Consider the following 22,056-nt stretch of genomic DNA (forward strand, 5'->3'; position numbering starts at 1 on the left):
ATGGGCAAGGCGCGCGCCATGGCCAATGAATTCCGCTCGAGCTTCGACGAGATGGCGCGTCAGTCCGAGCTGGACGAACTGCGCAAGATGCAAAGCGACGTCCAGGACGCAGCCAACAGCGTCGGGCAAACCATCTCGACAGACCTGTCCGCTGCCGAGGCCGACATGAATGCCGACTGGAGCGCAGGACGCGACTCGTCGCTTGACGTGCCGCTCGACTCGACCCCGAGCGCCGAGAAAATTGCCGAGAAAGCGCGCGACTTCCGCAAGAAAAAAGTCCTGCGCCAGGCTGCCGTGCCATCCTGGTACAAACGCCAGGCCGGCCGCAAATCCCGCGTACTGTCGGGCGCCGCACGGGTAACGAAATACCGCCCGCCGGGCAGTCGTCCTTCTTCTTTTTCATTCCATTAAATGTCCGACGAGCAGCCTGGCGTACCGGAGAGTTTCATCTCCCACCTGATCGAATTGCGGACCCGCCTGGTGCGGGCCTCGATCGCCGTGCTCGTCGTCTTCATTGTGCTGTTTGCGGTCTGGCCCGGGCCGGCGGCGATTTATGATTTCGTCGCACAACCGATGCTCAACGCACTGCCGAGCGGCTCGAAGATGATCGCCACCGGCGTCATCACCCCGTTCATGGTGCCGATGAAAGTCACCCTGCTGGTTGCCTTCGTGCTGGCGCTGCCCTGGGTGCTGTACCAGGCATGGGCTTTCATCGCCCCAGGTCTGTACACGCATGAGAAGCGATTGGTGCTGCCGCTGGTGCTGTCGTCGTCCTTGCTGTTCCTGGCCGGTGTCGCCTTCAGCTATTTCGTCGTGTTCGGCTCGGTGTTCAGCTTCATCAATAATTTCGCACCAAAAAGCATTTCGGTCGCGCCGGACATCGAGAATTACCTCGATTTCGTGTTGATGATGTGCATGGCGTTCGGGCTGACTTTCGAAGTGCCGGTGGTGGTCGTGATCCTGGTGCGGATGAACATTGTCACCGTCGAGAAACTCAAGTCGATCCGGTCCTATGTGGTCGTCGGCGCGTTTGTCATTGCGGCCATCGTGACGCCGCCTGATGTGCTGAGCCAGTTGTTCCTGGCCATTCCCTTGTGCCTGCTCTACGAGGTCGGCATATTGCTCGCCCCGTTTTTTGTCCGGGCTACGCAAGCACCCGCAGAAAGCGCCGACGAGAGCGCCGACTCCAGCACCACTGGCTAAGCCCGCGCTTTAATCGGCCAGGCTGGCAGGGGGAACCGCGCGGAGCCACCCCACCAGTCCGGACACATCCCGGAAGCCAGTGGCGATGACTTTCTGAAGGTCTTCAGGCACCTCGCCGCGCAGGTCCAACTCGGTCCATGCAATGAAATTCTTGTTGCGGATCAGGTCGATTTCCGGATGCTGCGGATCGTAACCCTTGGGCGCGCGCGCCAGCTTTCCTTCTTCTTGCAAGCCGCCGAATGTCTGCGCAAAGCGTTTGCCGGCAAGCACTTTGCGCAATCCCGCCGCGTCCACTTCGATCGCCTGGCGGATCTGTCGCAGCCGCTCTGGCGGTGGCATCCATTCACCGCCCGCCACCATCAGTCGGCCTTCGGCGTTGATCTGGAAGTAGTAGGCGGGGCCGCCGCCCTGGCTCGGCTTCTTCAGCCCGCTTGCGGTAATCGCCGCCGAAAACGTGTTCTTGTAGGGCCGCTTGTCCTTGGCAAACCGGGTATCGCGGTTGATCCTGAACAGCGCCTTGGCCGGATTGCAAGCCAGCACCGCAGGATCATGCTTGCCGATCGTGCCGATCAGCGCCGTAACCAGTTGCAGGAACTCTGCGCGCAAAATGTCATAACGCGGCTTGTTCATGGCGAACCAGGCGCGGTTGTTGTTCCGTTCGAGGTCGGATAAATAGCCGATCAGATCGGGAACATGCATTGGCTACTCGCTGGGATCGGGTTTCTTGCGCGGCCGGGTTCCGACCACGACATCCAGCGTGCTTTCCACTTCACGCCGCAAAATGCTCAACCTGGCACGGTCCCCGGGCTTGAGCTGGGCAATCGAATTGAGCATTTCGGTCGTGTTGCCCAATTTTTTGCCATCAACAGCGATCAGGATGTCGCCCGGGCGCATGCCGGCGCGGTCTGCCGGACCACCTTTGAGCACGCCGGCAATGATCGTTCCGGAACGCTTTGCCAAACCAAAACTCTCGGCCAGCTCAGGGGTAATGTCTTGCGGCTCCACCCCGATCCAGCCACGTATCACCTGGCCGTTCTTGATGATCGACTCCATCACCGTTTTTACTGTCGTCACCGGAATCGCAAAACCGATGCCGAGCGAACCGCCGCTACGCGAATAGATTGCCGTGTTGATGCCAAGCAGGTTGCCATTGGCATCGATCAGCGCGCCGCCTGAATTGCCCGGATTGATGGCGGCGTCGGTCTGGATGAAGTTCTCGAACGTATTGATGCCCAGGTGATTGCGCCCCAGTGCCGAGACAATGCCCATCGTCACGGTCTGACCAACGCCGAACGGGTTGCCAATTGCCAGCACCACATCCCCCACACGGGCTTGGTCGAGACTGCCCAGCGTGATCGCGGGCAGGCTCTTCAAGTCGATCTTGACTACGGCGAGGTCGGTCTCAGGGTCGGTGCCGACCAGCTTGGCCGGCGCCGTGCGGCCGTCCGACAAGGCGATTTCGATTTCGTCGGCAGCCTCCACCACATGATTGTTGGTCAGCACAAAGCCATCGGGACTGACGATGACGCCACTGCCCAGGCTGACTTGCTTTTCCTGTTCTTTCTGGCGATCGCCGAAGAAGCGCCTGAAAAAAGGGTCTTCCATGTACGGATTACCCTGCTGTCGCACATTCTTGGAGGTGTAGATGTTGACCACGGCCGGCATCGCGCGCCCGGCCGCTTCCCGGTATGAAGAATGGGCCGGCGGGCCGGACGTCGATTCCTGCATGGGAACGATTGATGACGCAACCTGGGCGCCACCCTGCCGCGTGCCGGAAGCGAGCCATTCAGGCCTCAGGGTCGCTACAATGAACCACAGCGCCAGTCCTACCGTGACTGATTGCGCAAACAGAAGCCAGAAACGTCGCATGAACCGGATCGTCGTAAAGTGAATGGACAGGAAAAGGAAGAGATGAACCCGATCGGAGATAGGGACGAGCTAGCGAAATATCTAGCCCGGACGTTGGATATTACGCGTTTTCGGGACTATTGCCCAAACGGTCTGCAGGTGGAAGGGCGCCAGCAGATACGCTTGCTCGTTACCGGTGTCACGGCCAGCCTGGCCTTGCTGGAAAAGGCGGTAGAGCTTGGTGCCGACGCGGTGCTGGTGCATCACGGCTATTTCTGGCGCGGCGAGGATGCCCGGGTCGTCGGTCCCATGCAGCGCAGGTTGAAGCTGCTGTTGGGAAGCGAGCTGAACCTGTACGCCTACCACTTGCCGCTCGACATGCACGCAGAGTTTGGCAACAACGCGCAACTGGCGCAGAAGCTGGGCCTGTTGCCGGCATCCCGCTTTGGCGAAGACGATATCGGCTGGCTGGGCCGCCCTGTGGACGACGCCATGCGCACCGTCGGGCAACTGGCCGACCGGGTGGCTGCGGTGCTGGGTCGTGAGCCGCTGGTCATCGGCGAGCGTGACGCCGCGCTTGGCACGGTTGGCTGGTGTACCGGTGCGGCCCAGGGCTATCTCGCGGATGCGATAGCAGCGGGTGCCGGGACTTACCTGAGTGGTGAAATTTCCGAGCCGACCGTCCATCTGGCCCGTGAAAGCGGCGTTGCCTACCTGGCCTGCGGCCATCATGCGACGGAGCGCTATGGTGTGGAGGCGCTCGGAAAGCACCTGGCCCAGGTGTTCGGCATGGAGCACCGTTTCATTGATATTCCGAATCCGGTCTGACGCGCAGGAAAGTCCGTTACCTGTGTCTTTTGCCCCGCATGATGCCATATTGGCAATGCGAATTTAATTAGCAATATGATAATATCGCGGCCATCAAAGACCTATTGGGACTCGTATGGTGGATGGAGCCGTGCCGGGGGCGCGCATCAGCGTGGCAATCGTCGAAGACGATGCAGTAACCCGCAGCCTGTTGTCCCTGGCGATCGAATCAGAACCTGCGCTGGCACTGATTGCCGCATTCGACCGGGCCCGCCCGGCGATTGCCTGGCTGGCCGCCAACCGGCCCGACCTGCTGCTGACTGACCTGGGCCTGCCTGATGGCTCCGGTGTCGAGGTGATCCGCGCCTGCACGCGTTACAGTCCCGGTAGCGCCATCATGGTCATCAGCATGTCCAGCGACGAGGACAAGATCCTCTCCTGTATCGAAGCCGGTGCATCCGGCTACGTGCTCAAGGACGCTGGTCGGACCGATATCGTGCAGGCATTGCTGGATCTGCATGCCGGCGGTTCCCCGATCAGTCCCATCATCGCCCGCAAGGTGCTGGCCCGTCTGCGGGTGGCCGTCAAGCCGGCCCGGCCGGCCGTGGAGCAACGTAACGCCTCTGCGCTGACCAAACGGGAAGCCTGCATCCTTGAGCTGATTGCCCAGGGCGACAGCTATGGCGACGTTGCCGCCGCACTATGCCTGTCCGTCGGGACGGTGCAGACCCACGTCAAGAATATTTACGGCAAGCTATCGGTCCACTCGCGCGGTGCTGCGGTATACGAAGCGCAGCGCCGCGGGCTGCTGCGCATGAACCTGCCAAAACCTCCCGAGTGAATCAGCCGGCAACGCAGCAAGCCGGCGCCCCCGGCGCAAGGTTCGCCGCAAGCCAGGCGCTTACGGCTGCCGCAACGAATCCCGTATCTCGCGCAGCAGGACAACTTCTTCCTTGGTCGGTTCCGGGGCGGGGGCGGGCACGGGTTCGTTGCGCCGCGCGCGATTGACCAGCCGTACCATCTGGAAAATGATGAACGCCAGGATCACGAAGTTGATCACGATCGTCAAAAAACTGCCGTAGGCGAGCACTGCACCGGCTTTTTTTGCCTCGACCAGCGTCAGCGCCATCGACTGACCGTTCAGAGGGATGAAGTAATTGCTGAAATCCAGGCCGCCGACCACCCTGCCCACCAGCGGCATGATCACGTCCTGAACCAAGGATTCGACAATCTTGCCAAACGCCGCGCCGATGATGATGCCGATCGCCAGGTCGACCACATTGCCTTTGATGGCAAAGCTCTTGAATTCTTTCAGCATGCTCATGTTTTTTCCTTTTCTACGTTGTGATTTCGTACTATATGGCAACATCGGAAATGAAGACAACACCGGTCTTCGACTTTCCCAACTAGCAGCTTGCTTGGTTTTGCTTTAAAAAAAGCCACCTGCTCGGCTATAATCTAGGGTTGCTGATAGTTCTGTACAGATTTCGCATTCACTTTTTGGGGTTGGTATGAGTAACGAAAAGCAGGTCGACTCAGGTCGGCGAGGCTTGCTCGTCGCTACCTGCGCGGCGGGCGGTGTGGCTGGATTGGCCACGGCAGGAGCATTTGTTTCGACCTTCCAGCCTTCAGAGCGGGCCAAGGCAGCCGGCGCGCCGGTAGAGGTCGACATCGCCGGCATGCAGCCGGGCGAAATGAAAACCGTCGAATGGCGCGGCAAGCCGGTATGGATCCTGCGCCGCTCGCCCGAGATGGTAGCGTCGCTGAAAAAGACCGACGCGCTGGTAGCCGATCCGAAATCCGAACGCGCACCGGACGACCTGACGCCGCCCTACGCACGCAACGAACATCGCGCGATCAAGCCTGAATACCTGGTCGCAGTGGGCATTTGTTCCCACCTCGGATGCTCGCCGATCACCAAGCTCCAGCCTGGTGCCCAGCCCTCGCTTCCCGACGACTGGACCGGCGGCTTCCTGTGCCCGTGCCACGGCTCCACCTTCGACCTGGCCGGCCGCGTATACAAGAACAAGCCCGCGCCGGATAATCTGCAAGTGCCGCGCCACATGTACGTTGGCGACACCAAACTGGTGATCGGCAAGGACGAGAAAGGCGAGGCTTGACATGGCATTCGTAGAAAAAAAACTCCCCGCCGACGCACCGGCCGCCGCCAAGGCGCTGAACTGGGTCGATTCCCGTTTCCCGCTGACCAAGATGTGGAACGAGCAATGGGGACAGTATTACGCCCCCAAGAATTTCAACTGGTGGTACATCTTCGGCTCGCTGGCGATGCTGGTGCTGGTGATCCAGATCGTCACCGGCATTTTCCTGGTGATGCACTACAAGCCTGACGCCACACTGGCGTTCGCTTCCGTCGAGTACATCATGCGCGACGTGCCCTGGGGCTGGCTGGTGCGCTACATGCACTCGACCGGCGCCTCGGCATTCTTCGTCATTGTTTACCTGCACATGACGCGGGCCCTGATGTATGGCTCCTACCGCAAACCGCGCGAACTGATCTGGCTGTTTGGCGTAGGCATCTTCCTGATGCTGATGGCCGAAGCCTTCTTCGGTTACCTGCTGCCATGGGGCCAGATGTCCTACTGGGGCGCGCAGGTGATCGTCAATCTGTTCGGCGCAATTCCGTTCATCGGTCCTGACCTGTCGTTGTGGATTCGTGGCGACTACGTCGTTTCCGACGCCACGCTCAATCGCTTCTTCGCGTTCCACGTGATTGCCATTCCACTGGTCCTGATCGGACTGGTAGCGGCCCACCTGATTGCGTTGCATGAAGTGGGTTCGAACAATCCGGATGGCATCGAGGTCAAGGACAATATCGGTCCCGACGGCCATCCTGTCGATTCGATCCCGTCGCATCCGTATTATTCTGTCCACGACGTGTTCGGCACGACGATCTTCCTGTTCATCTTCAGCGCGATCGTATTCTTTGCGCCAGAGATGGGCGGCTACTTCCTCGAGTACAACAACTTCCTGCCGGCAGATCCGCTGAAGACACCAGCGCATATTGCGCCGGTCTGGTACTTCACGCCGTTCTACTCGATCCTGCGCGCCACGACCTCCCCATTCATGTGGGCACTGATCATCGGTGTGGTTGCCTATGTCGCGCTGGTCTGGCTGAAGACGCGGCTTGCGTTCAAGATCAAGGCAGCCATTGCCTTGGGCGGACTCGTCGCCATCGCCGGCATGCTGGTGCTGGATGCCAAGTTCTGGGGCGTGGTGCTGATGGGCGTTTCGGTCATGATCCTGGCCGGTCTGCCGTGGCTCGACCAATCCAAGGTCAAGTCAATCCGCTATCGTCCGACCTGGCACAAATACGTCTATGCCTTGTTCGGCGTCGCATTCCTGGTCTTGGGTTATCTCGGTGTGATGCCACCGACTGAAATGCGTACGCTGGTCGCGCAGATCAGCACGTTCATTTACTTCGGATTCTTCCTGCTGATGCCGTGGTGGAGCGCGATGGGCGAATTCAAGCCCGTGCCAGACCGCGTCACGTTCCATCCGCATTGAGTCGCAAAGGAATACAAGAATGAAATTTCTGAAAAAACTGATCGCGGCTGCTGCATTGCTCCCGGCACTGGCATTCGGTGCCGGCGGCGAATTCCCGCTGGATAAAGCGCCCGAGCGGCACGACCTGGCTTCCCTGCAAAACGGCGCCAAACTGTTCGTCAACTACTGCCTGAACTGCCACTCTGCGGCATCGATGCGATACAACCGGCTGCGTGATATTGGACTCACCGACGACCAGATCCGTACCAATCTGTTGTTTGCGACCGACAAGGTCGGTGACCTGATGAAGACAGCGATGTCGCCGGCCGATGCCAAGGTCTGGTTTGGCGCCGTACCGCCGGACCTGTCCGTGATTGCCCGTGCCCGTTCCTCGGGCGAGGGCTCTGGCGCTGACTGGATCTATACCTACCTGCGCACCTACTACCGCGACGACACCCGTCCGACCGGCTGGAACAATATGGTATTCCCCAGCGTCGGCATGCCGCATGCACTATGGGAATTGCAGGGAGTGCGTTCCGCGAAGTTCGAGGATGTAAAAGACCCGCACGACGCCAAAAAGACCATCCATCGCTTTGCTGGCTTTGAGCAGGTAACGCCAGGCAAAATGACCGCGCTGCAGTACGATACGGCGGTTGCTGACCTGGTGTCGTACATGAGCTGGATGGCCGAGCCGGTTGCGGCCAAGCGCAAGCAGCTTGGCGTGCTGGTCCTGCTGTTCCTGAGCTTGCTGGTAGTACTGGCCTGGCGTCTTTCCGCGTCCTACTGGAAAGAAGTCCGGTAAAAAAATTTACAGCCCGACAGGGCTGCGTCAACAGGGTGAGCCGCACGCGGTCTCACCCTATTTGTTTCTGAGGAACTGCGAACATGATGGTTCTTTACTCGGGCACCACGTGCCCCTTCTCCCAACGCTGCCGCCTGGTCCTGTTTGAAAAGGGCATGGACTTCGAGGTGCGTGATGTCGACCTGTTCAACAAGCCGGAAGACATTTCGACAATGAACCCGTATGGCCAGGTGCCGATCCTGGTCGAGCGCGACCTGATTCTTTACGAGTCGAACATCATCAATGAATACATTGATGAGCGTTTCCCGCATCCGCAACTGATGCCGGCAGACCCGTTAATGCGCGCGCGGGCCAGGTTGATGCTGTTCAATTTCGAAAAGGAATTGTTCGTTCATGTCCACACCCTGGAGAACGACAAGTCCAAGGGCGCCGAAAAAGTGCACGACAAGGCCCGTGCCGAAATTCGTGACCGGCTCACCACGCTCGCACCTTTGTTCATCAAGAACAAGTACATGCTGGGTGACGAGTTTTCGATGCTGGACGTTGCCGTTGCACCCTTGCTGTGGCGGCTCGACCATTACGGCATCGAACTCTCCAAGACTGCTGCGCCATTGATGAAGTATGCTGAACGCATATTCTCCCGCCCGGCGTACATTGAAGCGCTGACGCCATCTGAAAAAGTGATGCGTCGGTAATGCCTGACCCGGCCCGCCAGCGCGGGCCATTTTTTACTGGAGGCGCTCGTGACGGCGACTTCGACCAAGCCATATCTATTGCGCGCGATTTACGAATGGTGCACCGACAACGGATTCACACCCTATATCTCGGTGGCCGTTGACGCGAACACCGTTGTTCCGCAAGAGCATGTCAAGAATGGCCAGATCGTCCTCAACATCAGCTTCACCGCCACCAAGGGCTTGAAGATCGAGAATGAGTACATCTACTTCAACGCACGCTTTTCTGGCGTTGCACGCGACCTGATCGTTCCGGTCAACAATGTGCTGGCCATTTACGCAAGTGAAAACGGGCAGGGGATGGCGTTCGAACTGACCATGCCCAGCGCGGACGAAGCAGCCGAGCAAAAGAGCCCAGACCAGGAGCGGCCCGCCGCTGAACCGGCTACGCTCAGCGCCGTGCCGGACCGCGATCCGGCGGACGGCGATGGCGACGGCCCGCAACCGCCCAAAAAAGGTGGCGCAAGGCCAACGCTGACCCGAATCAAGTAAGCAATCGCTCGGCGATCGCGTATAATTCGACCTCTCTAAACGTGCCGGCTTAGCTCATCCGGTAGAGCACCTGATTTGTAATCAGGGGGTGGCGGGTTCGAGTCCTGCAGCCGGCACCAAACGCATTAAACAAAAAGCCCAGCGATGTCGCTGGGCTTTTTGCGTTTCTGGTTACATGAAGTGTCTCGGAGAACTTGTGAGCAGGGGAAAGAATCAACACTGCCAGCTATTCGGCGTCCCGACGACTTCAAGCAGTTCCTGCGTAAACGCCTTGAGCTTTGCATTGGGCTTGGGCAAGGCGCGCAGCAGGTAGATGCCGGCGTCCGGGTCTTTCTTGACCCCGGCAATTTCAAGCTCCTGCAAATGTCCATTCCTGATGTCCTGCCCGACAACCCAGTCGGGTAGCCGGACAATCCCCGAGCCTGCCAGTGCAGCCATGCGTTGCAGCTCGAAGTCGTCCGACTCCAGGATGTAGGACGTCGTCGCCAGCCGGTGCGTCCCCAGGATTTCACGCCATCCCAGCATGCTGGAACGGTGGCGCTTGTCGACCAGCCGGTGGCCGTGCAAGTCATCCTTGTTCAGCGGCGTGCCGTAGCGACGCAGGTAGCCGGGCGCCGCGCAGATGACATAGCGCTGCGTGCCGATCCGGGTGGCGAACAGGCTGCTGTCGGGCTGCTCGCCGAAGCGCACTGCCACATCCTGGCGCTCGATCGTGGGCGCCGTCATGTTCTCTGAAAGATCCAACTCTACTTTTAGCGCAGGGTACTTGTCGAAAAGCTGGTTAAGGCAAGGCAGGACATAGCGCCGTCCAAAGGTTGGCAGGCAGCTGATCTGCAAGGATCCCTGCACCTCGTGTTCCAGCGACGTCACTTCGCTGCGGGCGTTGGCCAGGTCCTCGAGGATGCGAACCGCCCGGTGATACAGCAGTTCGCCAGCCTTGGTGGGCTTCAGCGAACGCGTAGAGCGCGTGAACAAGGCCACCTGCAAATCAGCCTCCAGCGCATCGATCTGACGACTGATCGATGAGGCCGCAAGGCCTCGCTGTCGCGCAACGGTGGAAAAGGCGCCGGCGCGTACCGTATCGACAAATACCGCCAGGTTTTCAAGAAGTCGTGAGTCCATATGTGCGTTAAACGCAAAAGTGAATAGCGAGGTGAATGTATTGTGCCGGCAGCTACAGTCGGCATAAGATGATTCCCGGTTTCATTTTAGCGTTGAAAGCAAAGGATTGTGATGAATCAAGCATACGGAGAACTGTTCCTTCTGATCGATGGCCAGTGGATATCCGCAAAGCAAAGGGCATCGTCACCGGTGGTCAATCCAGCCACCGACGAGGTGATCGGACACGTCCCGCATGCCACCATGGCCGACCTTGAACGTGCGATTGAATCGACCAAAAAAGGATTCAAGGTCTGGAAGAATACTTCCGCTTACGAGCGTGCAAAGATCCTGCGCAAGGCCGCAGGCTTGCTGCGCGAGCGAAGCGAGGCAATCGCGACCACGCTGACGATGGAGCAAGGCAAGCCGCTGTTCGAAGCACGCTATGAAGTCGGTAGCGCGGCCGACTATTTTGAATGGTTTGCCGAAGAAGGGCGTCGCAGCTACGGGCGCGTGGTTCCGTCGCGCAGCACGGCCGTCCAGCAATTGGTCAAGAAGGAACCGATAGGCCCGGTGGCCGCTTTTTCGCCGTGGAACTTCCCGGCAATTACGCCTTCGCGCAAGATCGCGGCGGCATTGGCGGCCGGGTGTTCAATCATCATCAAGCCGGGCGAAGAGTGTCCCGGCACCGCCATTGAAATCGCGCGCGCGCTGCAAGATGCCGGGCTGCCGCCGGGCGTTCTCAATGTCGTGTTCGGCGAGCCGTCTGTCATCTCCGAATTCCTGATCCAGTCGCCGGTGATCCGCAAGGTGACCTTCACCGGCTCGGTGCCGGTTGGACGCCATCTTTCCGAGCTGGCCGGTCGCGCGCTCAAACCCATCACGCTGGAGCTGGGCGGGCACGCGCCGGTGGTCGTTTGTGAAGACGCCAACCTGGACGCCACAGCGAGCATCCTCGCTGCCGGCAAATTCCGCGGGACCGGGCAGATTTGCCTGTCGCCCACACGTATCCTGGTCCAGCGCAGCGTGATCGAAGAATTCCTCGCGAAATTCGTCAAGGCCAGCCAGGCCCTGAAGATCGGTAACGGCTTTGATCCGGATACCAAGGTCGGCCCGCTGTCCAACGGGCGCCGCATCAAGGCGATCGGCGACATGGTGGCCGATGCAAAATCCAAAGGGGCCCGCGTGATGACTGGCGGTGAGCGCGTGCCGGGCAAGGGCCTGTTCTGGCAGCCGACCATCCTGGCCGATGTACCGGCTGACGCCCTGGTGATGCATGAGGAGCCGTTTGGCCCCATCGCGGTGGTGCTGCCCTTTGATACGCTGGACGACGCCATTGAAGAAGCCAACCGCTTGCCTTATGGCCTGGCCGCTTATGGCTTCACCGAGTCGGCGCGCAATGCGGTGCGCCTGGGCAATGAGCTTGAGGCCGGGATGATCGGGATCAATCACACGCAGATGATCGTTTGCGAACTGCCGTTTGGCGGCATCAAGGACAGTGGCCAGGGATCCGAAGGTGGTGCAGAAGGCATCCAGAGCTATCTCGTCACCAAGTTCATCAGCCAGGTCTGAGATGACTGACATGGAGCCGCGCGTGATTCCTTCCACGATGCAAGCGATCGATTTCGAGTCGTTCGGTGACCCTTCCGTACTTCGGCATGTGACGGTGGCCACGCCGGAGATACGCCCCAACGATTTGCTGGTGCAAGTGCGGGCGGCCGGTGTCAACCGGGCGGACCTCAATCAACGGCAAGGAAAATACGGCAAGAGCGCCAGCTTCGGTGATTCATCGTTGCTGGGACTGGAGATCGCCGGCGAGGTGGTCGCCATGGGCGCGGCGGTAACGGGTTTCAGCATTGGCGAGCGTGTCATGGGCATCGTCGGCGGTGGCGCCTATGCGCAATATGCCCGCATTGATGCCGGCATGGCCATTCCCGTACCTGACACGCTGGATGATGTCGAGGCCGCCGCCGTGACCGAGGCTTTCGTTACCGCGCACCAGGCATTGATTCATCTGGGCAAACTCGCCCCAGGCGAAAAAGTCCTTATCCACGGCGCTGGCGGTGGCGTGGGTTCGTCACTGGTGCAACTGGCATTGCTGGCGGGTGCCGGCAAAGTCATCACGACCAGCAGCCGCAGCAAGCGCGAACGGCTGCTTGGAATGGGCGTTCACCTTGCAATCGACTACCAGAGCGAGGACTTCCAGGAAGTCATTGCCGGACAAGTCGAGGGCGGCTCGGTTGATGTGATCATCGATATCCTCGGCGGCCCCTACCTGGAGCGCAACATCCGATCGCTGAGTGCTGGCGGTCGCCTGATCCAGATCGGCACGCAAGGCGGCGCCAGCGGCACATTGCCGGTGGATCTGGTGCTGCAACGTCGCTTGCGCATTGAAGGTACTGTGATGAAGTCCGTCACGCAGGAGGAAAAGCGGAACATGACGGAACGGTTCCGGAGCCGGTGGATCGCAGACATCCGTTCGAAAAAGCTGCGGCCCATCATCGACCGGACCTTTGCCCTGGCCGATGCGGAAAAGGCACACCGGGCCATGGAAAATTCGGAGAATTTCGGAAAGCTGGTTTTGATACCTTGAAGTGAGAAAGCAAGTGCTCCCGTGACACAAGACCCAGGACGGTCACCCGGGGAGCATGAGTACCTATAAAAATACGTACCAACAACACCATCAGGAGACAACATGAAACTCAAGAAACTCACGCTTTGCGCAGCCATCTCTTTGATGGCGTTCGTGGCGCCGACGCACGCCCAGACTGATTACCCGTCGCGCCCGATCACCATCATCGTTCCATTTCCTCCCGGCGGCGTGACCGACGTGGTGGGGCGCGAGATTGCAAGAAACCTCTCCAAGCACCTGAAGCAGTCCGTGGTGGTTGAAAACAAGGCGGGCGCAGGCGGCAATATCGGCACCCAGGCACTGGCGCGGTCCAAGGCAGACGGCTACACACTGGGCATCATGACAGTGAGCGCGATGTCAATTGCGCCGCATATCACCAAGAACCTGGGCTTCAATCCGAAGAAGGATTTCACGCCGATCACCAACGTGGTCAATACCGATGGCGCTATCGTGGCCAACGTCGAAACGCCATTCAATACGGTGCAGGAGCTGGTGCGCTACGCCAAGCAGAATCCCGGCAAGGTCAACTACGCCAGCGTCGGTAACGGCTCGATCCCGCACCTGACCGCGGAGATGTTTGCCCAGCAGGCCGGCGTCAATCTGCTGCACGTTCCTTATCGGGGCGCGGCGCCAGCGCTGCAGGATTTGCTGGCCAACCACATCAACCTGTCGTTCGAGACTTCACTGGTCAGTGCGGTCAGCAATATGTCGGGCGGTCGCCTGAAGATCATTGCGATCACCGGTCCACAGCGTTCGCCGGCCGTGCCGAATGTACCGACCGTGGCTGAGTCAGGTTATCCCGGCTTCAGCGCACAAGGCTGGTTCGGTCTTTTCGGGCCGGCAAATTTGCCGCCCAAAGTGACCGAGGCGCTCAGCAAGGCAACGCTGGACACACTGCGTGATCCTGAAGTGCTCGCGCGATTTGAACGACTCGGTGTTCGTCCTGATCCGCGCACACCGGCATCGTTTGTCAGCTTCCTGGAAGGGGAAGACAAGAAATGGGCGGCAGTCGCAAAGACCCTGAACTTGCAGCTTGAGTGAGGCCCGGATAGCGAGCCAAGCGTTTGACTGTTGACGATTTACCGGAGCCCGCTGTTGCGGGCTCTTTTGCATCCTGGCGCGCGCTTCAAACCTGCTGTTGGCCGCTTGCGTTCGCTGCGCGCGGCGGATCGATCGACGCCCAAAGCGTAGCGACGATGAAGGCCAGGGTCATGGCGCCGTTGTTGTGCGTCAGGAAAGCCTGGCTAAGCCCGAACGCCATGAAACTCGCAATGAGCAGCACGCCCCCCAGCGCATAGGGGCGTGCCTGTGCATTGTCCGGGCGCCGCAGTACGCTGGCGAAAAAACGCAGGGGAACCAGGTAAAGCGCGAGCAGCGCCGCCAGCCCGATGGCGCCGCGCTTGACCAGGGCGTCGATGAATTCATTGTGTGCATGGCTATGGTCCATCACATAGGGATCGGCCAGGCCGGCCGCCACCAGCTCGGCCTTGCGCTGCCGGTAGCCCTCGCTGCCCCAGCCGAACACCGGCCTTTCCATTGAAATCAGCAGGCCGACCCGCCACATTTCCAGGCGCCCGCCGACTGAATTGTGGGCCTGGCCGGATTTGAAATAGCCGCTTGCCTCGCTGACCGTGTCCTGCAGCCGCCGCTCCAGCCCCAGGCCCTGGTGGGACAAGGCCCCCAGCAACACCAGCGCTGCGCCGCCGGCCAGTGCGGCGAGTTGCAGCCGGCGGGCAGGGCGCGCCGAATACGCCAGCAGGATGGCGATGCAGACCGGCAAGGCGAGCCAACTGCCGCGACTTGCCGACAGCACCGAGCCCAGCATGCCGGATATTGCCCCCGCCAGCAGCAGGGCGGTCCACAGCCGCGCCCGGTGCTGTGCCTGCGCCCACCCCAGGCCGGCCAGGCACAGCATCGCCCACAACAGGCACAGGTTGCCGAACTGGATCGGATTGGTATGCCCGCCCGGCCGGGCCAGTGCCAGCGCCAGCCATTGCCAGGCAGCGAGCAGGCCGCCACCAATGGCGCCCGCTGCAATTCCGCCCCATAAGGCTTGCGCGGCGGGTGGTGCTGCGCGCAGCAGCACGAAAACGGGAATCGCCAGCAGCAAGCGCAGCGGAACATCCAGTTCGGAAATCTTGCCGCCGCTCCAGGCAACGCTCCCTGCGCACACCGCGAAGTAGAAGCCGAAAACCATGATCAGCCGCCAATCGTCTCGCGTCATCGCGAGCTGCTTGCGTGTCGCCAGCCAGGCGAGGCTGCTTGCCAGCAATAGCGCGGCACCGAACGAATAGCCGCTCGGCAGGATCAAGGCCAGTGCCGAAAACAGGAAGATTGCAATGGATGTGGTGATGGACATGCCTGCCGTAAAGCGGTGTCAGCCGAGTGCGCCATTTTCCCAGAATTTGTCGTTTGGAAAGACTGCGATGGCAATGATCCGGCGCAACAAGGGTGTCGTTAAACGACGCTAAATTTTGGCCAAACCATCGTTCCAGCAGTCCAACCTAATGACATTGAAGGGCACGGCTCTGATGAAAACCACTCGCAGGACGCTATTCGGACCACCACGCGCCTTCGGATTCGAGGGTGAATCCACCGCCGCCATTCCGGCTAACGCGTCACAATTCCCGGCGCCGCTGGTGCCGCGTGAGCTGATCGAAAACGCCAGCCAGATACTGTTCATCACGCATCTGGCGCTGGGCGACTTCGCCTATCTCCAGAATTTTTTCAGGGCCTTCACCCGCGCCTATCCGCACATTGCGGTCGACCTCTGGGTCGATGAAGTGCGTCGCACCGCAGATCCGTCGCAATGGGAAAAGCTGCGCAACTACGCGCTCTACAGTTGGGTCAGTGCCTGCCCCTGCTTCCGCAAGGTCTATACCCAGACCTACAGCCCTGCGCTCTACTGCGCGTCGATCGGCGAGGCGCAGCAGCAACGGTATCCGCTGGTGGTGTCCATAGCCACCCTTCGTCCGCACCGCTACGCTGCACTGGCACGGGCGATCAGTCCGCGCGGATTCGTGGCGGGCATGACGGCAAAACCGGGACTGGGCTCGCTGGTCCACTTGACTGCATGGCGCAAGCTCGATGCCGCCATTCCGCCCTACACCGTCGACAGGAATCAAGCGCAGCACATCAGTGCGATTTATGCCGACTGGTTTTTCCGCCTGTTCGGACTGGTGGTGCCGCCTGGCGAGCGCTACCCTTTCGTGGATATCCCCGGCATCTGGCAAGAGGACGCGAGCAGGCAGCTTGCGTCCTGGGGTTGCCAGGGGCGACGGCGGGTTTTCATCAATCCGATTGCGAAGACGGACAAGCGCAGTTGGCCGCTGGAGCGGGTGATGCAACTGATCGCGGCGATACGCGGCAAGCGCGAATGGGAAGACGCCTGCTTCATCGTGAACGCCATGCCGGACCAGGTGCAGGATGTACGAAAGATGATCGTCGACCACGGGCTGGGTCGTACCTACGCGTTCAGCGCGCAGGGCAATTTTTTCCAGTTACCAGCCATGCTGCGCACCTGCGACCTGATCATCTCTGTAGAAACATCGATCATGCATCTGGCCAACGCGATCCACGTGCCAGTGATTGCGCTGATGCGGCAAAAAAATCCGGAATGGGTGCCAATCGACAAGGAAAACAGCAAGGTGATTACGGCCGCGCACCGGCGCGACTGGGTCAAGGCCATCACGGTCGAGCAAGTCATGGCCTCGCTGGCGCACTGAATGAACCTTCCCTCAGCCGCTGCCAGCAAGCGCGCCGAAGCACGGGACGACCCGGCATTGCACATTGCCTTCTGTGTCGATGACAATTATTTCCGCAGCATGGGCGCGACGATCGCATCGATCATCGCCAACAACCCTGGCAGACAATTCATTTTCCACGTGCTGGCGTTCGAGGTCGCCGAGCGGCACCGCGCAGGCTTGCTGGAACTGGAGCGCCGGTTCGATGTCCGCACGCAACTGCACATCATCGATCCTGCAAGCTTTCGCGAGCTCGGGCATTTCGTCAGGAATTCCTACTATTCGCTGTCGATCTTTTCGCGGCTGTTGATTCCTGCCGTGCTGGAGGGTGTCGCATCGAAGGTGTTGTACCTGGACGCCGACATCCTGTGCGTGGGCAAGCTCGATGAACTGATCGACATGGACCTCGGCAGCGACATTGCAGCGGCCGTGGCGGATGCACCGCTCACCGCCGAACGCCGGTCCCGTGCGCTGGGCTTGAAGCACGGCCGGTACTTCAACAGTGGTGTCTTGCTCATCAACGTCGACAACTGGATCGCGCACCAGGTCACGGCACGCACGCTGGAAGTCCTGGCGCAAGGGAAAAAGAGGCTCCGGTTCAGTGACCAGGATGCGCTCAATATCGTCCTCGGCGAGCATATCGGCTACCTCGACGGCAAATTCAACACCATCTACGACCTGGTGCACGATATGGACCGGAACGTGCGCACCATGCACGCACCAGACAAGGCCGTATTGCTCCATTTCGCTGGCGCCATCAAGCCGTGGGCAGACTGGCACCGGCATGAGGCCCGTGCGCTATTTTGCCGATACCACGCCATGTCGCCCTGGGCCGACATGCCGCTTGATCCAGCGCCGCGCAATCCGCGCGAAATGCGCCTGCAATCACGGTTCCTGAAAAATCGCGGGGAATTCCGCTCGGCGCTGGTCTGGTATGGACGTTACCTGAGGGCGCGGCTGGGCCAGGGATTGCGCCAGTAGCCAGCGAGCACAAAGCTAGAACAAGGGCGGCCCGGGCAGGCTGACTGTGCCTGTGGCCAGGGCGCGCACAGTGCCGCCCACCCGGATCTCGCGCCCGGATGTCAGCTCGAGCACCAGCCGGCACGCACGCCCTACCGCCTCGCCCTGGCTGACCAGGATGCGGCAAGGCGTTGGATGTGCGTGGTGAAGCAGCCAGCCACCCAGGTTGGCGCAGGCCGATCCGGTACCGGGATCCTCGCCGACGCCGCCGCCTGGCAGGACGGAAAAATAGCGCGCAAGCACCGCAGCATGCGTGCCGTCTTCAAACGCGAACACATAGCCGGTCTTGCGGCCCAGGCTATTGGCGGGCCACTGATCGAGCAAGGCCGTATCGGGGGAAGCGCGGCGCACCGCATCGGGCGAGCCAAGCGGGATCAGCAACTGGTCGGCGCCGGTATTGACCCATACCGGATCGCCCAACAGGTCCGCCGCGCCCAGGCCGATCAGGCTGGCGATCAGGGCGGCAGGCTGGCTGGCGGGCCTGGGCTTTGGCGCACCGACCACCGGTGCCGTAAACGACCATTCCTTGCCGCTTGCGCGGACTGGCACGATCCCGGCCATGAACTGCAACGTCAGCTCATCGCCGGCGCCCGACAATTCGCGCACCACATGGGCCGAACCCAGGGTGGGGTGGCCCGCGAACGGCAACTCATGGCTGGGCGTGAATATGCGCACCGTGGCAGTTGCCGCAGACGAAGGCAGGATGAACGTTGTTTCCGAAAGATTGAACTGCCTGGCCAGCGCCTGCATCTCCTCGTCCGACAAGCCGCTTGCGTCCTCGAACACACACAAGGGATTGCCGCCGAAAGTGGATTCGGCAAACACGTTCACGATCCGGAAACGGTAGTTCCTGTCCATAGATGGCCTGCCCGATAAATGAGTCGGAAGAATACATCGGAAGCAGGCGGCGCGGAATGTGCAGCCCGACCGGCGCAGGGGACTGGAATTTTTTTCCATCCGGCAACGCGCGACGCGCGACGCATCGACGCGTCAAGCAACCCGACCAGGCAGGCAAGAAATTAACAAGCGAACATTGCAGGAAATTACAACCCGCTCAGCTAAACTTGTTCGACGCCACATCAGGAGACGATCATGAAAGGCCAAGCCATGCCGCAAGTCAGGTTGCGTCCACTGGAACGTGAGGACTTGCGTTTCGTGCACGAACTCGACAACAACGAATCCGTGATGCACTACTGGTTCGAAGAAGCGTATGAAGCGTTTGTCGAACTGTGCGACCTGTACGACAAGCACATACATGACCAGAGCGAACGGCGCTTCATTGCGGAAGCCGACGACGAGCCGGTCGGGCTGGTCGAACTGGTCGAGATCAATCATATCCATCGGCGTGCCGAATTCCAGATCATCATCGCACCGGCGCACCAGGGAAAAGGCTACGCCCAGGTCGGTACGCTGCTGGGAATTGAATACGCATTCACCGTGCTGAACCTGTACAAGCTGTTCCTGGTCGTCGACAGCGGCAACGACGCCGCATTGGCGGTCTATCGCAAGCTCGGCTTTCGCGAGGAAGGCACGCTGCGGCATGAATTTTTTGTCAATGGCGAATACAAGGATGCGATCAGGATGGCGATTTTCCAGCCCGAATTCCTGTTGAGCCGGAAGCGCAAGGCTTAAGCCTTGCCAGCACCGGCGCCTGGCTGCCGCGCCCCGATCAAACGCGCGCGGCACCCTGATTTCCTGAAGATGGAACCTGCCACCGACTATCCGACCTTGACGCCGGAGCGAGCGCCTTTGCTCGAATTCGGCTTGGCGAAATGTTCGATATTCACACCACTTTGCGGTGGCCGCCGAGCAGCCGTTAACAGATATGTACCTGGGACGCTGCAATGACCAAAGTTCAGGTTCTGGTCGGGCTGGCTTATTTGTGCCGGCTGGACGCACCTTATTTCTACGCAGGGATCTGATTCGGAGGGCGATATTGGAAGCGCCATTGGAAGACCGACTGAACCGGCTGCTCGGCTATGCCGAGGCCGACCCGAACAACTACCTGTTGCTGTGCGAAGCCGGCGACCTGTGCCTCGAACTTGGCGACACGGTGCGGGCCTGGCCGTTGCTGGAGCAGGCACTGGTGCTGCGGCCGGATGATCCGGCAGCGCAATACCGGATGGCTGTCCTGCTTTACCAGGAGAAGGCCTTCGAGGGCAGTCTGTCGCTGACGGCCCGCTTGCTGGAGCAAGGGCATATCAATGCGGTGATCCGCCACCAGCATGTGCTGTGCCTGGTCGCGCTGGCGCGCCTTGCCGAGGCAGGACCGCTGCTGCAGTCCCTGGTCGACGAAGGCGCGGCGTTCGCCGGCTTGCCCCATCTGTACATTCGCACCCAGCATTACCTGGGCAAGGTGGCCGAGGCCGCTGCGTATGCCGCCGTCCATCTTCGACGTCATCCGGACGACACCATCGGCCGCGCCATGTTGAGCCTGCTGCTGCTGGACCAGGAAAAATATGTCGAGGCCGACCGTACCGCCAGCGAAGTCCTGATGCTGCAGCCGGACAATCTCGATGCACTGCTCGCTGCCGGATCGACTGCGATTGCCCTGGAACGGGAAGAGCAGGCAAAGGTATTGTTCAGCCGGGCGATCGCAGTCAGTCCGCACAATGGCCGCGCATGGCTGGGCATCGGCCTGCACAGCATGCTGGAGGGGCGGCTGGAACAGGCGATCATTGAATTGGACCGGGCGGTTCGTTACATGCCCAGCCACCTCGGCTCCTGGAATGCGCTGGCCTGGGTGCATATCCTGCAGCGCGATTTCGATGCCGCCTGGCGCACATTCCAGCATAGCCTGGCCGTGGACCGCAATTTTGGCGAGGCGCATGGCGGGCTAGCGGTGGTGGCCGCCGTGCGCGGTGACTGGGAGCAGGTCAGCATCCTGGCCGATACCGCCCTGCGCTTGCAGCCGGACTCCTTCGCGGGTCGCTTCGCGCAGTCGCTGCTGCTTGCCAACCGAGGCCGCCCGCAGCGGGCAAGCGCGATGATCGATGCCATGCTCGATGCCAGCGCGACGCCATCCGGCGGCAACCTGTCCGGCCTGATTCGCCGCTTTGCTGCACGCCACCAGGCGGGACCGCCTGCCGGACCGGTCCCTGCCGGGCCGATTACATTGCATTGACCAGACTGTTGACCCGCAAATGAAAAATCAAGCTGCCGATATCGGGCATGACGAGTTGCTCAAGATGGCGCTCCACGCCATTCGCGCTGGTCGCCACGAGCAAGCCATCGACCTGCTGACACGGGCTTGCGAGGCGTCGCCGTACAACGGCGAGCTGCTATACCTGCTTGCCGCCGAATACGCGCAGATCGGCTTGACCATGTGCGCATGCGAACTGATGGCGCGCGCCATCGAACTCGCGCCGGACTTGCACATTGCCCGACTGCAGCTTGGCATGCTGCACCTGTCCGCAGGCAATGCAGCGCTCGGGATTAAAGTCATCTCGCCGCTCATGACCCTGCTGCAGGACGACTGGCTCGGCTACTTCGCCAGGGGCCTGGTGCACTTGTGCCAGGACGAGTTTGCGGAGTGCCGGCAAATGCTGGAACGGGGGATCTCCCTGAACAATGCCAATCCTGCGCTGAATTCGGACATGGAAAAAATCCTGGCGTCGATTGCAAGCGGCGATGGCGGCAGCGAGGGTGGGGCCAGCGAGGGTGGGGCCAGCGAGGGTGGGGCCAGCCCATCGGTCACGATCAGCCGCAGCATCTGGCTGGCGGCCTACCAGGCCGACCCGGACCTCCCAGGACACTAAGCGCGCCGCCGCAGGTCCCGCATTCAGTGGAAACTGCCAATCACGGCTCGCACCACCAGGTTCCAGCCATCGATCAGCACGAACACCAGCACTTTCAGCGGCAGTGAAACCACCACTGGCGGCACCATCATCATGCCCAGCGACATCAGCACGCTCGACACCACCAGGTCGATCAGCAGGAAGGGCAGGAAAATCACGAAGCCGATCTGGAATGCCGTCTTCAGTTCGCTGAGCATGTACGCTGGTATCAACTGCGTCATGCTGACCTCGTCCAGTGCTTGCGGCGGCGCGCCGCGCGATAGCTCGACCATCAGCGCCAGGTCCTGCTCGCGGGTCTGGCGGAGCATGAATTGCTTTACCTGGCCGGTGGCAAGGTCGAGCGCCTTTTCCTCCTTGATCTGACCTTGCCGGTAGG

Annotated in this window: 23 protein-coding genes, 1 tRNA gene and 1 pseudogene; 18 read left to right on the forward strand and 7 right to left on the reverse strand. The window is 60.6% G+C overall.

Annotation, left to right across the window (positions count from 1 at the left end):
- Both tatB and tatC read left to right on the forward strand, forming a co-directional pair.
- A partial coding sequence (gene tatB, locus Q7T64_RS00285; RefSeq protein ID WP_304789254.1) for a twin-arginine translocase subunit TatB occupies positions 1-411 on the forward strand: 411 nt, incomplete at its 5' end.
- Positions 412-1,203 (forward strand): twin-arginine translocase subunit TatC, encoded by a 792-nt coding sequence (gene tatC / locus Q7T64_RS00290; protein WP_304789256.1) that lies wholly within the window; start codon positions 412-414, stop codon positions 1,201-1,203. It abuts the gene before it with no gap.
- Positions 1,204-1,212: 9 nt separating this feature from the next.
- Here the strand turns inward: tatC and Q7T64_RS00295 are convergent, their stop codons facing one another.
- Positions 1,213-1,902 (reverse strand): DUF2461 domain-containing protein, encoded by a 690-nt coding sequence (locus Q7T64_RS00295; RefSeq protein ID WP_304789259.1) that lies wholly within the window; start codon positions 1,900-1,902, stop codon positions 1,213-1,215.
- A 3-nt stretch (positions 1,903-1,905) separates the two neighbouring features.
- Complete coding sequence (locus tag Q7T64_RS00300; RefSeq protein WP_304789261.1) at positions 1,906-3,072, reverse strand: Do family serine endopeptidase; 1,167 nt, start codon at positions 3,070-3,072, stop codon at positions 1,906-1,908.
- A gap of 42 nt (positions 3,073-3,114) precedes the next feature.
- On the opposite strand from Q7T64_RS00300, the gene Q7T64_RS00305 reads away from it, so the two are divergent.
- Both Q7T64_RS00305 and Q7T64_RS00310 read left to right on the forward strand, forming a co-directional pair.
- Positions 3,115-3,879 (forward strand): Nif3-like dinuclear metal center hexameric protein, encoded by a 765-nt coding sequence (locus tag Q7T64_RS00305; RefSeq protein ID WP_304789263.1) that lies wholly within the window; start codon positions 3,115-3,117, stop codon positions 3,877-3,879.
- A 115-nt stretch (positions 3,880-3,994) separates the two neighbouring features.
- On the forward strand, positions 3,995-4,699 hold the full coding sequence (locus Q7T64_RS00310) for a response regulator transcription factor (RefSeq protein ID WP_304789265.1): 705 nt from the start codon (positions 3,995-3,997) through the stop codon (positions 4,697-4,699).
- A 60-nt stretch (positions 4,700-4,759) separates the two neighbouring features.
- On the opposite strand, the gene mscL is transcribed toward Q7T64_RS00310, so the two are convergent.
- Positions 4,760-5,182, reverse strand: a complete 423-nt coding sequence (gene mscL, locus Q7T64_RS00315) for a large conductance mechanosensitive channel protein MscL (protein WP_304789267.1) — start codon at positions 5,180-5,182, stop codon at positions 4,760-4,762.
- 187 nt (positions 5,183-5,369) lie between these two features.
- Here mscL and petA point away from each other — a divergent pair, with 187 nt between their 5' ends.
- The 6 genes from petA to Q7T64_RS00345 all read left to right on the forward strand — a co-directional run bounded on the left by petA (position 5,370) and on the right by Q7T64_RS00345 (position 9,509).
- Positions 5,370-5,978, forward strand: coding sequence for a ubiquinol-cytochrome c reductase iron-sulfur subunit (gene petA, locus Q7T64_RS00320; RefSeq protein WP_304789270.1), 609 nt, complete (start codon positions 5,370-5,372; stop codon positions 5,976-5,978).
- Between the two features lies 1 nt (position 5,979).
- A complete protein-coding gene (locus Q7T64_RS00325) occupies positions 5,980-7,383 on the forward strand; it encodes a cytochrome b N-terminal domain-containing protein (protein ID WP_304789272.1) in 1,404 nt (467 codons plus the stop codon).
- 19 nt (positions 7,384-7,402) lie between these two features.
- Positions 7,403-8,164, forward strand: coding sequence for a cytochrome c1 (locus Q7T64_RS00330; protein WP_304789274.1), 762 nt, complete (start codon positions 7,403-7,405; stop codon positions 8,162-8,164).
- Between the two features lie 83 nt (positions 8,165-8,247).
- The gene (locus tag Q7T64_RS00335; RefSeq protein ID WP_304789277.1) at positions 8,248-8,859 is read left to right on the forward strand and encodes a glutathione S-transferase N-terminal domain-containing protein; all 612 of its coding nucleotides are present in this window, start codon (positions 8,248-8,250) and stop codon (positions 8,857-8,859) included.
- A gap of 48 nt (positions 8,860-8,907) precedes the next feature.
- A complete protein-coding gene (locus Q7T64_RS00340; protein WP_304789279.1) occupies positions 8,908-9,390 on the forward strand; it encodes a ClpXP protease specificity-enhancing factor in 483 nt (160 codons plus the stop codon).
- A 43-nt stretch (positions 9,391-9,433) separates the two neighbouring features.
- Positions 9,434-9,509, forward strand: a tRNA-Thr gene (locus Q7T64_RS00345).
- Positions 9,510-9,603: 94 nt separating this feature from the next.
- Here Q7T64_RS00345 and Q7T64_RS00350 read toward each other — a convergent pair.
- Entirely contained in the window at positions 9,604-10,512 is a 909-nt protein-coding gene (locus tag Q7T64_RS00350) for a LysR family transcriptional regulator (RefSeq protein WP_304789281.1), read from the reverse strand.
- A gap of 111 nt (positions 10,513-10,623) precedes the next feature.
- Between Q7T64_RS00350 and Q7T64_RS00355 the strand changes: the two genes are divergently transcribed.
- The 3 genes from Q7T64_RS00355 to Q7T64_RS00365 all read left to right on the forward strand — a co-directional run bounded on the left by Q7T64_RS00355 (position 10,624) and on the right by Q7T64_RS00365 (position 14,161).
- Positions 10,624-12,060, forward strand: a complete 1,437-nt coding sequence (locus tag Q7T64_RS00355; protein WP_304789284.1) for an NAD-dependent succinate-semialdehyde dehydrogenase — start codon at positions 10,624-10,626, stop codon at positions 12,058-12,060.
- Position 12,061: 1 nt separating this feature from the next.
- On the forward strand, positions 12,062-13,081 hold the full coding sequence (locus Q7T64_RS00360; protein ID WP_304789287.1) for an NAD(P)H-quinone oxidoreductase: 1,020 nt from the start codon (positions 12,062-12,064) through the stop codon (positions 13,079-13,081).
- Between the two features lie 102 nt (positions 13,082-13,183).
- A complete protein-coding gene (locus tag Q7T64_RS00365; RefSeq protein ID WP_304789290.1) occupies positions 13,184-14,161 on the forward strand; it encodes a tripartite tricarboxylate transporter substrate binding protein in 978 nt (325 codons plus the stop codon).
- Positions 14,162-14,246: 85 nt separating this feature from the next.
- Here Q7T64_RS00365 and Q7T64_RS00370 read toward each other — a convergent pair whose 3' ends face one another.
- Entirely contained in the window at positions 14,247-15,479 is a 1,233-nt protein-coding gene (locus Q7T64_RS00370; RefSeq protein WP_304789293.1) for an O-antigen ligase, read from the reverse strand.
- Between the two features lie 172 nt (positions 15,480-15,651).
- On the opposite strand from Q7T64_RS00370, the gene Q7T64_RS00375 reads away from it, so the two are divergent.
- Together Q7T64_RS00375 and Q7T64_RS00380 are read left to right on the forward strand one after the other, a co-directional pair.
- Complete coding sequence (locus Q7T64_RS00375) at positions 15,652-16,845, forward strand: glycosyltransferase family 9 protein (RefSeq protein ID WP_304789297.1); 1,194 nt, start codon at positions 15,652-15,654, stop codon at positions 16,843-16,845.
- Positions 16,846-17,844, forward strand: a complete 999-nt coding sequence (locus tag Q7T64_RS00380) for a glycosyltransferase family 8 protein (RefSeq protein ID WP_304789300.1) — start codon at positions 16,846-16,848, stop codon at positions 17,842-17,844.
- 15 nt (positions 17,845-17,859) lie between these two features.
- Here Q7T64_RS00380 and Q7T64_RS00385 read toward each other — a convergent pair whose 3' ends face one another.
- On the reverse strand, positions 17,860-18,741 hold the full coding sequence (locus tag Q7T64_RS00385; protein WP_304789304.1) for a PhzF family phenazine biosynthesis protein: 882 nt from the start codon (positions 18,739-18,741) through the stop codon (positions 17,860-17,862).
- A 234-nt stretch (positions 18,742-18,975) separates the two neighbouring features.
- Here Q7T64_RS00385 and speG point away from each other — a divergent pair, with 234 nt between their 5' ends.
- The 3 genes from speG to Q7T64_RS00400 all read left to right on the forward strand — a co-directional run bounded on the left by speG (position 18,976) and on the right by Q7T64_RS00400 (position 21,641).
- Positions 18,976-19,515, forward strand: a complete 540-nt coding sequence (gene speG, locus Q7T64_RS00390; protein WP_304789307.1) for a spermidine N1-acetyltransferase — start codon at positions 18,976-18,978, stop codon at positions 19,513-19,515.
- 304 nt (positions 19,516-19,819) lie between these two features.
- Entirely contained in the window at positions 19,820-21,007 is a 1,188-nt protein-coding gene (locus Q7T64_RS00395) for a tetratricopeptide repeat protein (protein WP_304789309.1), read from the forward strand.
- Positions 21,008-21,026: 19 nt separating this feature from the next.
- Entirely contained in the window at positions 21,027-21,641 is a 615-nt protein-coding gene (locus Q7T64_RS00400) for a tetratricopeptide repeat protein (protein WP_304789312.1), read from the forward strand.
- A 23-nt stretch (positions 21,642-21,664) separates the two neighbouring features.
- Here the strand turns inward: Q7T64_RS00400 and Q7T64_RS00405 are convergent.
- Positions 21,665-22,056: pseudogene (locus Q7T64_RS00405) on the reverse strand (flagellar biosynthetic protein FliP); the annotation flags it as partial.

This window comes from Lacisediminimonas sp., from assembly GCF_030645335.1.
Lineage (GTDB): Bacteria > Pseudomonadota > Gammaproteobacteria > Burkholderiales > Burkholderiaceae_D > Lacisediminimonas.

Excerpts from the sequence above, each read along its gene's own strand:
- tatC (WP_304789256.1), top strand. The coding sequence starts at position 412 with ATGTCCGACGAGCAGCCTGGCGTACCGGAGAGTTTCATCTCCCACCTG.
- Q7T64_RS00295 (WP_304789259.1), bottom strand. The coding sequence starts at position 1,902 with ATGCATGTTCCCGATCTGATCGGCTATTTATCCGACCTCGAACGGAAC.
- Q7T64_RS00300 (WP_304789261.1), bottom strand. The coding sequence starts at position 3,072 with ATGCGACGTTTCTGGCTTCTGTTTGCGCAATCAGTCACGGTAGGACTG.
- Q7T64_RS00305 (WP_304789263.1), top strand. The coding sequence starts at position 3,115 with ATGAACCCGATCGGAGATAGGGACGAGCTAGCGAAATATCTAGCCCGG.
- Q7T64_RS00310 (WP_304789265.1), top strand. The coding sequence starts at position 3,995 with ATGGTGGATGGAGCCGTGCCGGGGGCGCGCATCAGCGTGGCAATCGTC.
- mscL (WP_304789267.1), bottom strand. The coding sequence starts at position 5,182 with ATGAGCATGCTGAAAGAATTCAAGAGCTTTGCCATCAAAGGCAATGTG.
- petA (WP_304789270.1), top strand. The coding sequence starts at position 5,370 with ATGAGTAACGAAAAGCAGGTCGACTCAGGTCGGCGAGGCTTGCTCGTC.
- Q7T64_RS00325 (WP_304789272.1), top strand. The coding sequence starts at position 5,980 with ATGGCATTCGTAGAAAAAAAACTCCCCGCCGACGCACCGGCCGCCGCC.
- Q7T64_RS00330 (WP_304789274.1), top strand. The coding sequence starts at position 7,403 with ATGAAATTTCTGAAAAAACTGATCGCGGCTGCTGCATTGCTCCCGGCA.
- Q7T64_RS00335 (WP_304789277.1), top strand. The coding sequence starts at position 8,248 with ATGATGGTTCTTTACTCGGGCACCACGTGCCCCTTCTCCCAACGCTGC.
- Q7T64_RS00350 (WP_304789281.1), bottom strand. The coding sequence starts at position 10,512 with ATGGACTCACGACTTCTTGAAAACCTGGCGGTATTTGTCGATACGGTA.
- Q7T64_RS00355 (WP_304789284.1), top strand. The coding sequence starts at position 10,624 with ATGAATCAAGCATACGGAGAACTGTTCCTTCTGATCGATGGCCAGTGG.
- Q7T64_RS00360 (WP_304789287.1), top strand. The coding sequence starts at position 12,062 with ATGACTGACATGGAGCCGCGCGTGATTCCTTCCACGATGCAAGCGATC.
- Q7T64_RS00365 (WP_304789290.1), top strand. The coding sequence starts at position 13,184 with ATGAAACTCAAGAAACTCACGCTTTGCGCAGCCATCTCTTTGATGGCG.
- Q7T64_RS00370 (WP_304789293.1), bottom strand. The coding sequence starts at position 15,479 with ATGTCCATCACCACATCCATTGCAATCTTCCTGTTTTCGGCACTGGCC.
- Q7T64_RS00375 (WP_304789297.1), top strand. The coding sequence starts at position 15,652 with ATGAAAACCACTCGCAGGACGCTATTCGGACCACCACGCGCCTTCGGA.
- Q7T64_RS00380 (WP_304789300.1), top strand. The coding sequence starts at position 16,846 with ATGAACCTTCCCTCAGCCGCTGCCAGCAAGCGCGCCGAAGCACGGGAC.
- Q7T64_RS00385 (WP_304789304.1), bottom strand. The coding sequence starts at position 18,741 with ATGGACAGGAACTACCGTTTCCGGATCGTGAACGTGTTTGCCGAATCC.
- speG (WP_304789307.1), top strand. The coding sequence starts at position 18,976 with ATGAAAGGCCAAGCCATGCCGCAAGTCAGGTTGCGTCCACTGGAACGT.
- Q7T64_RS00400 (WP_304789312.1), top strand. The coding sequence starts at position 21,027 with ATGAAAAATCAAGCTGCCGATATCGGGCATGACGAGTTGCTCAAGATG.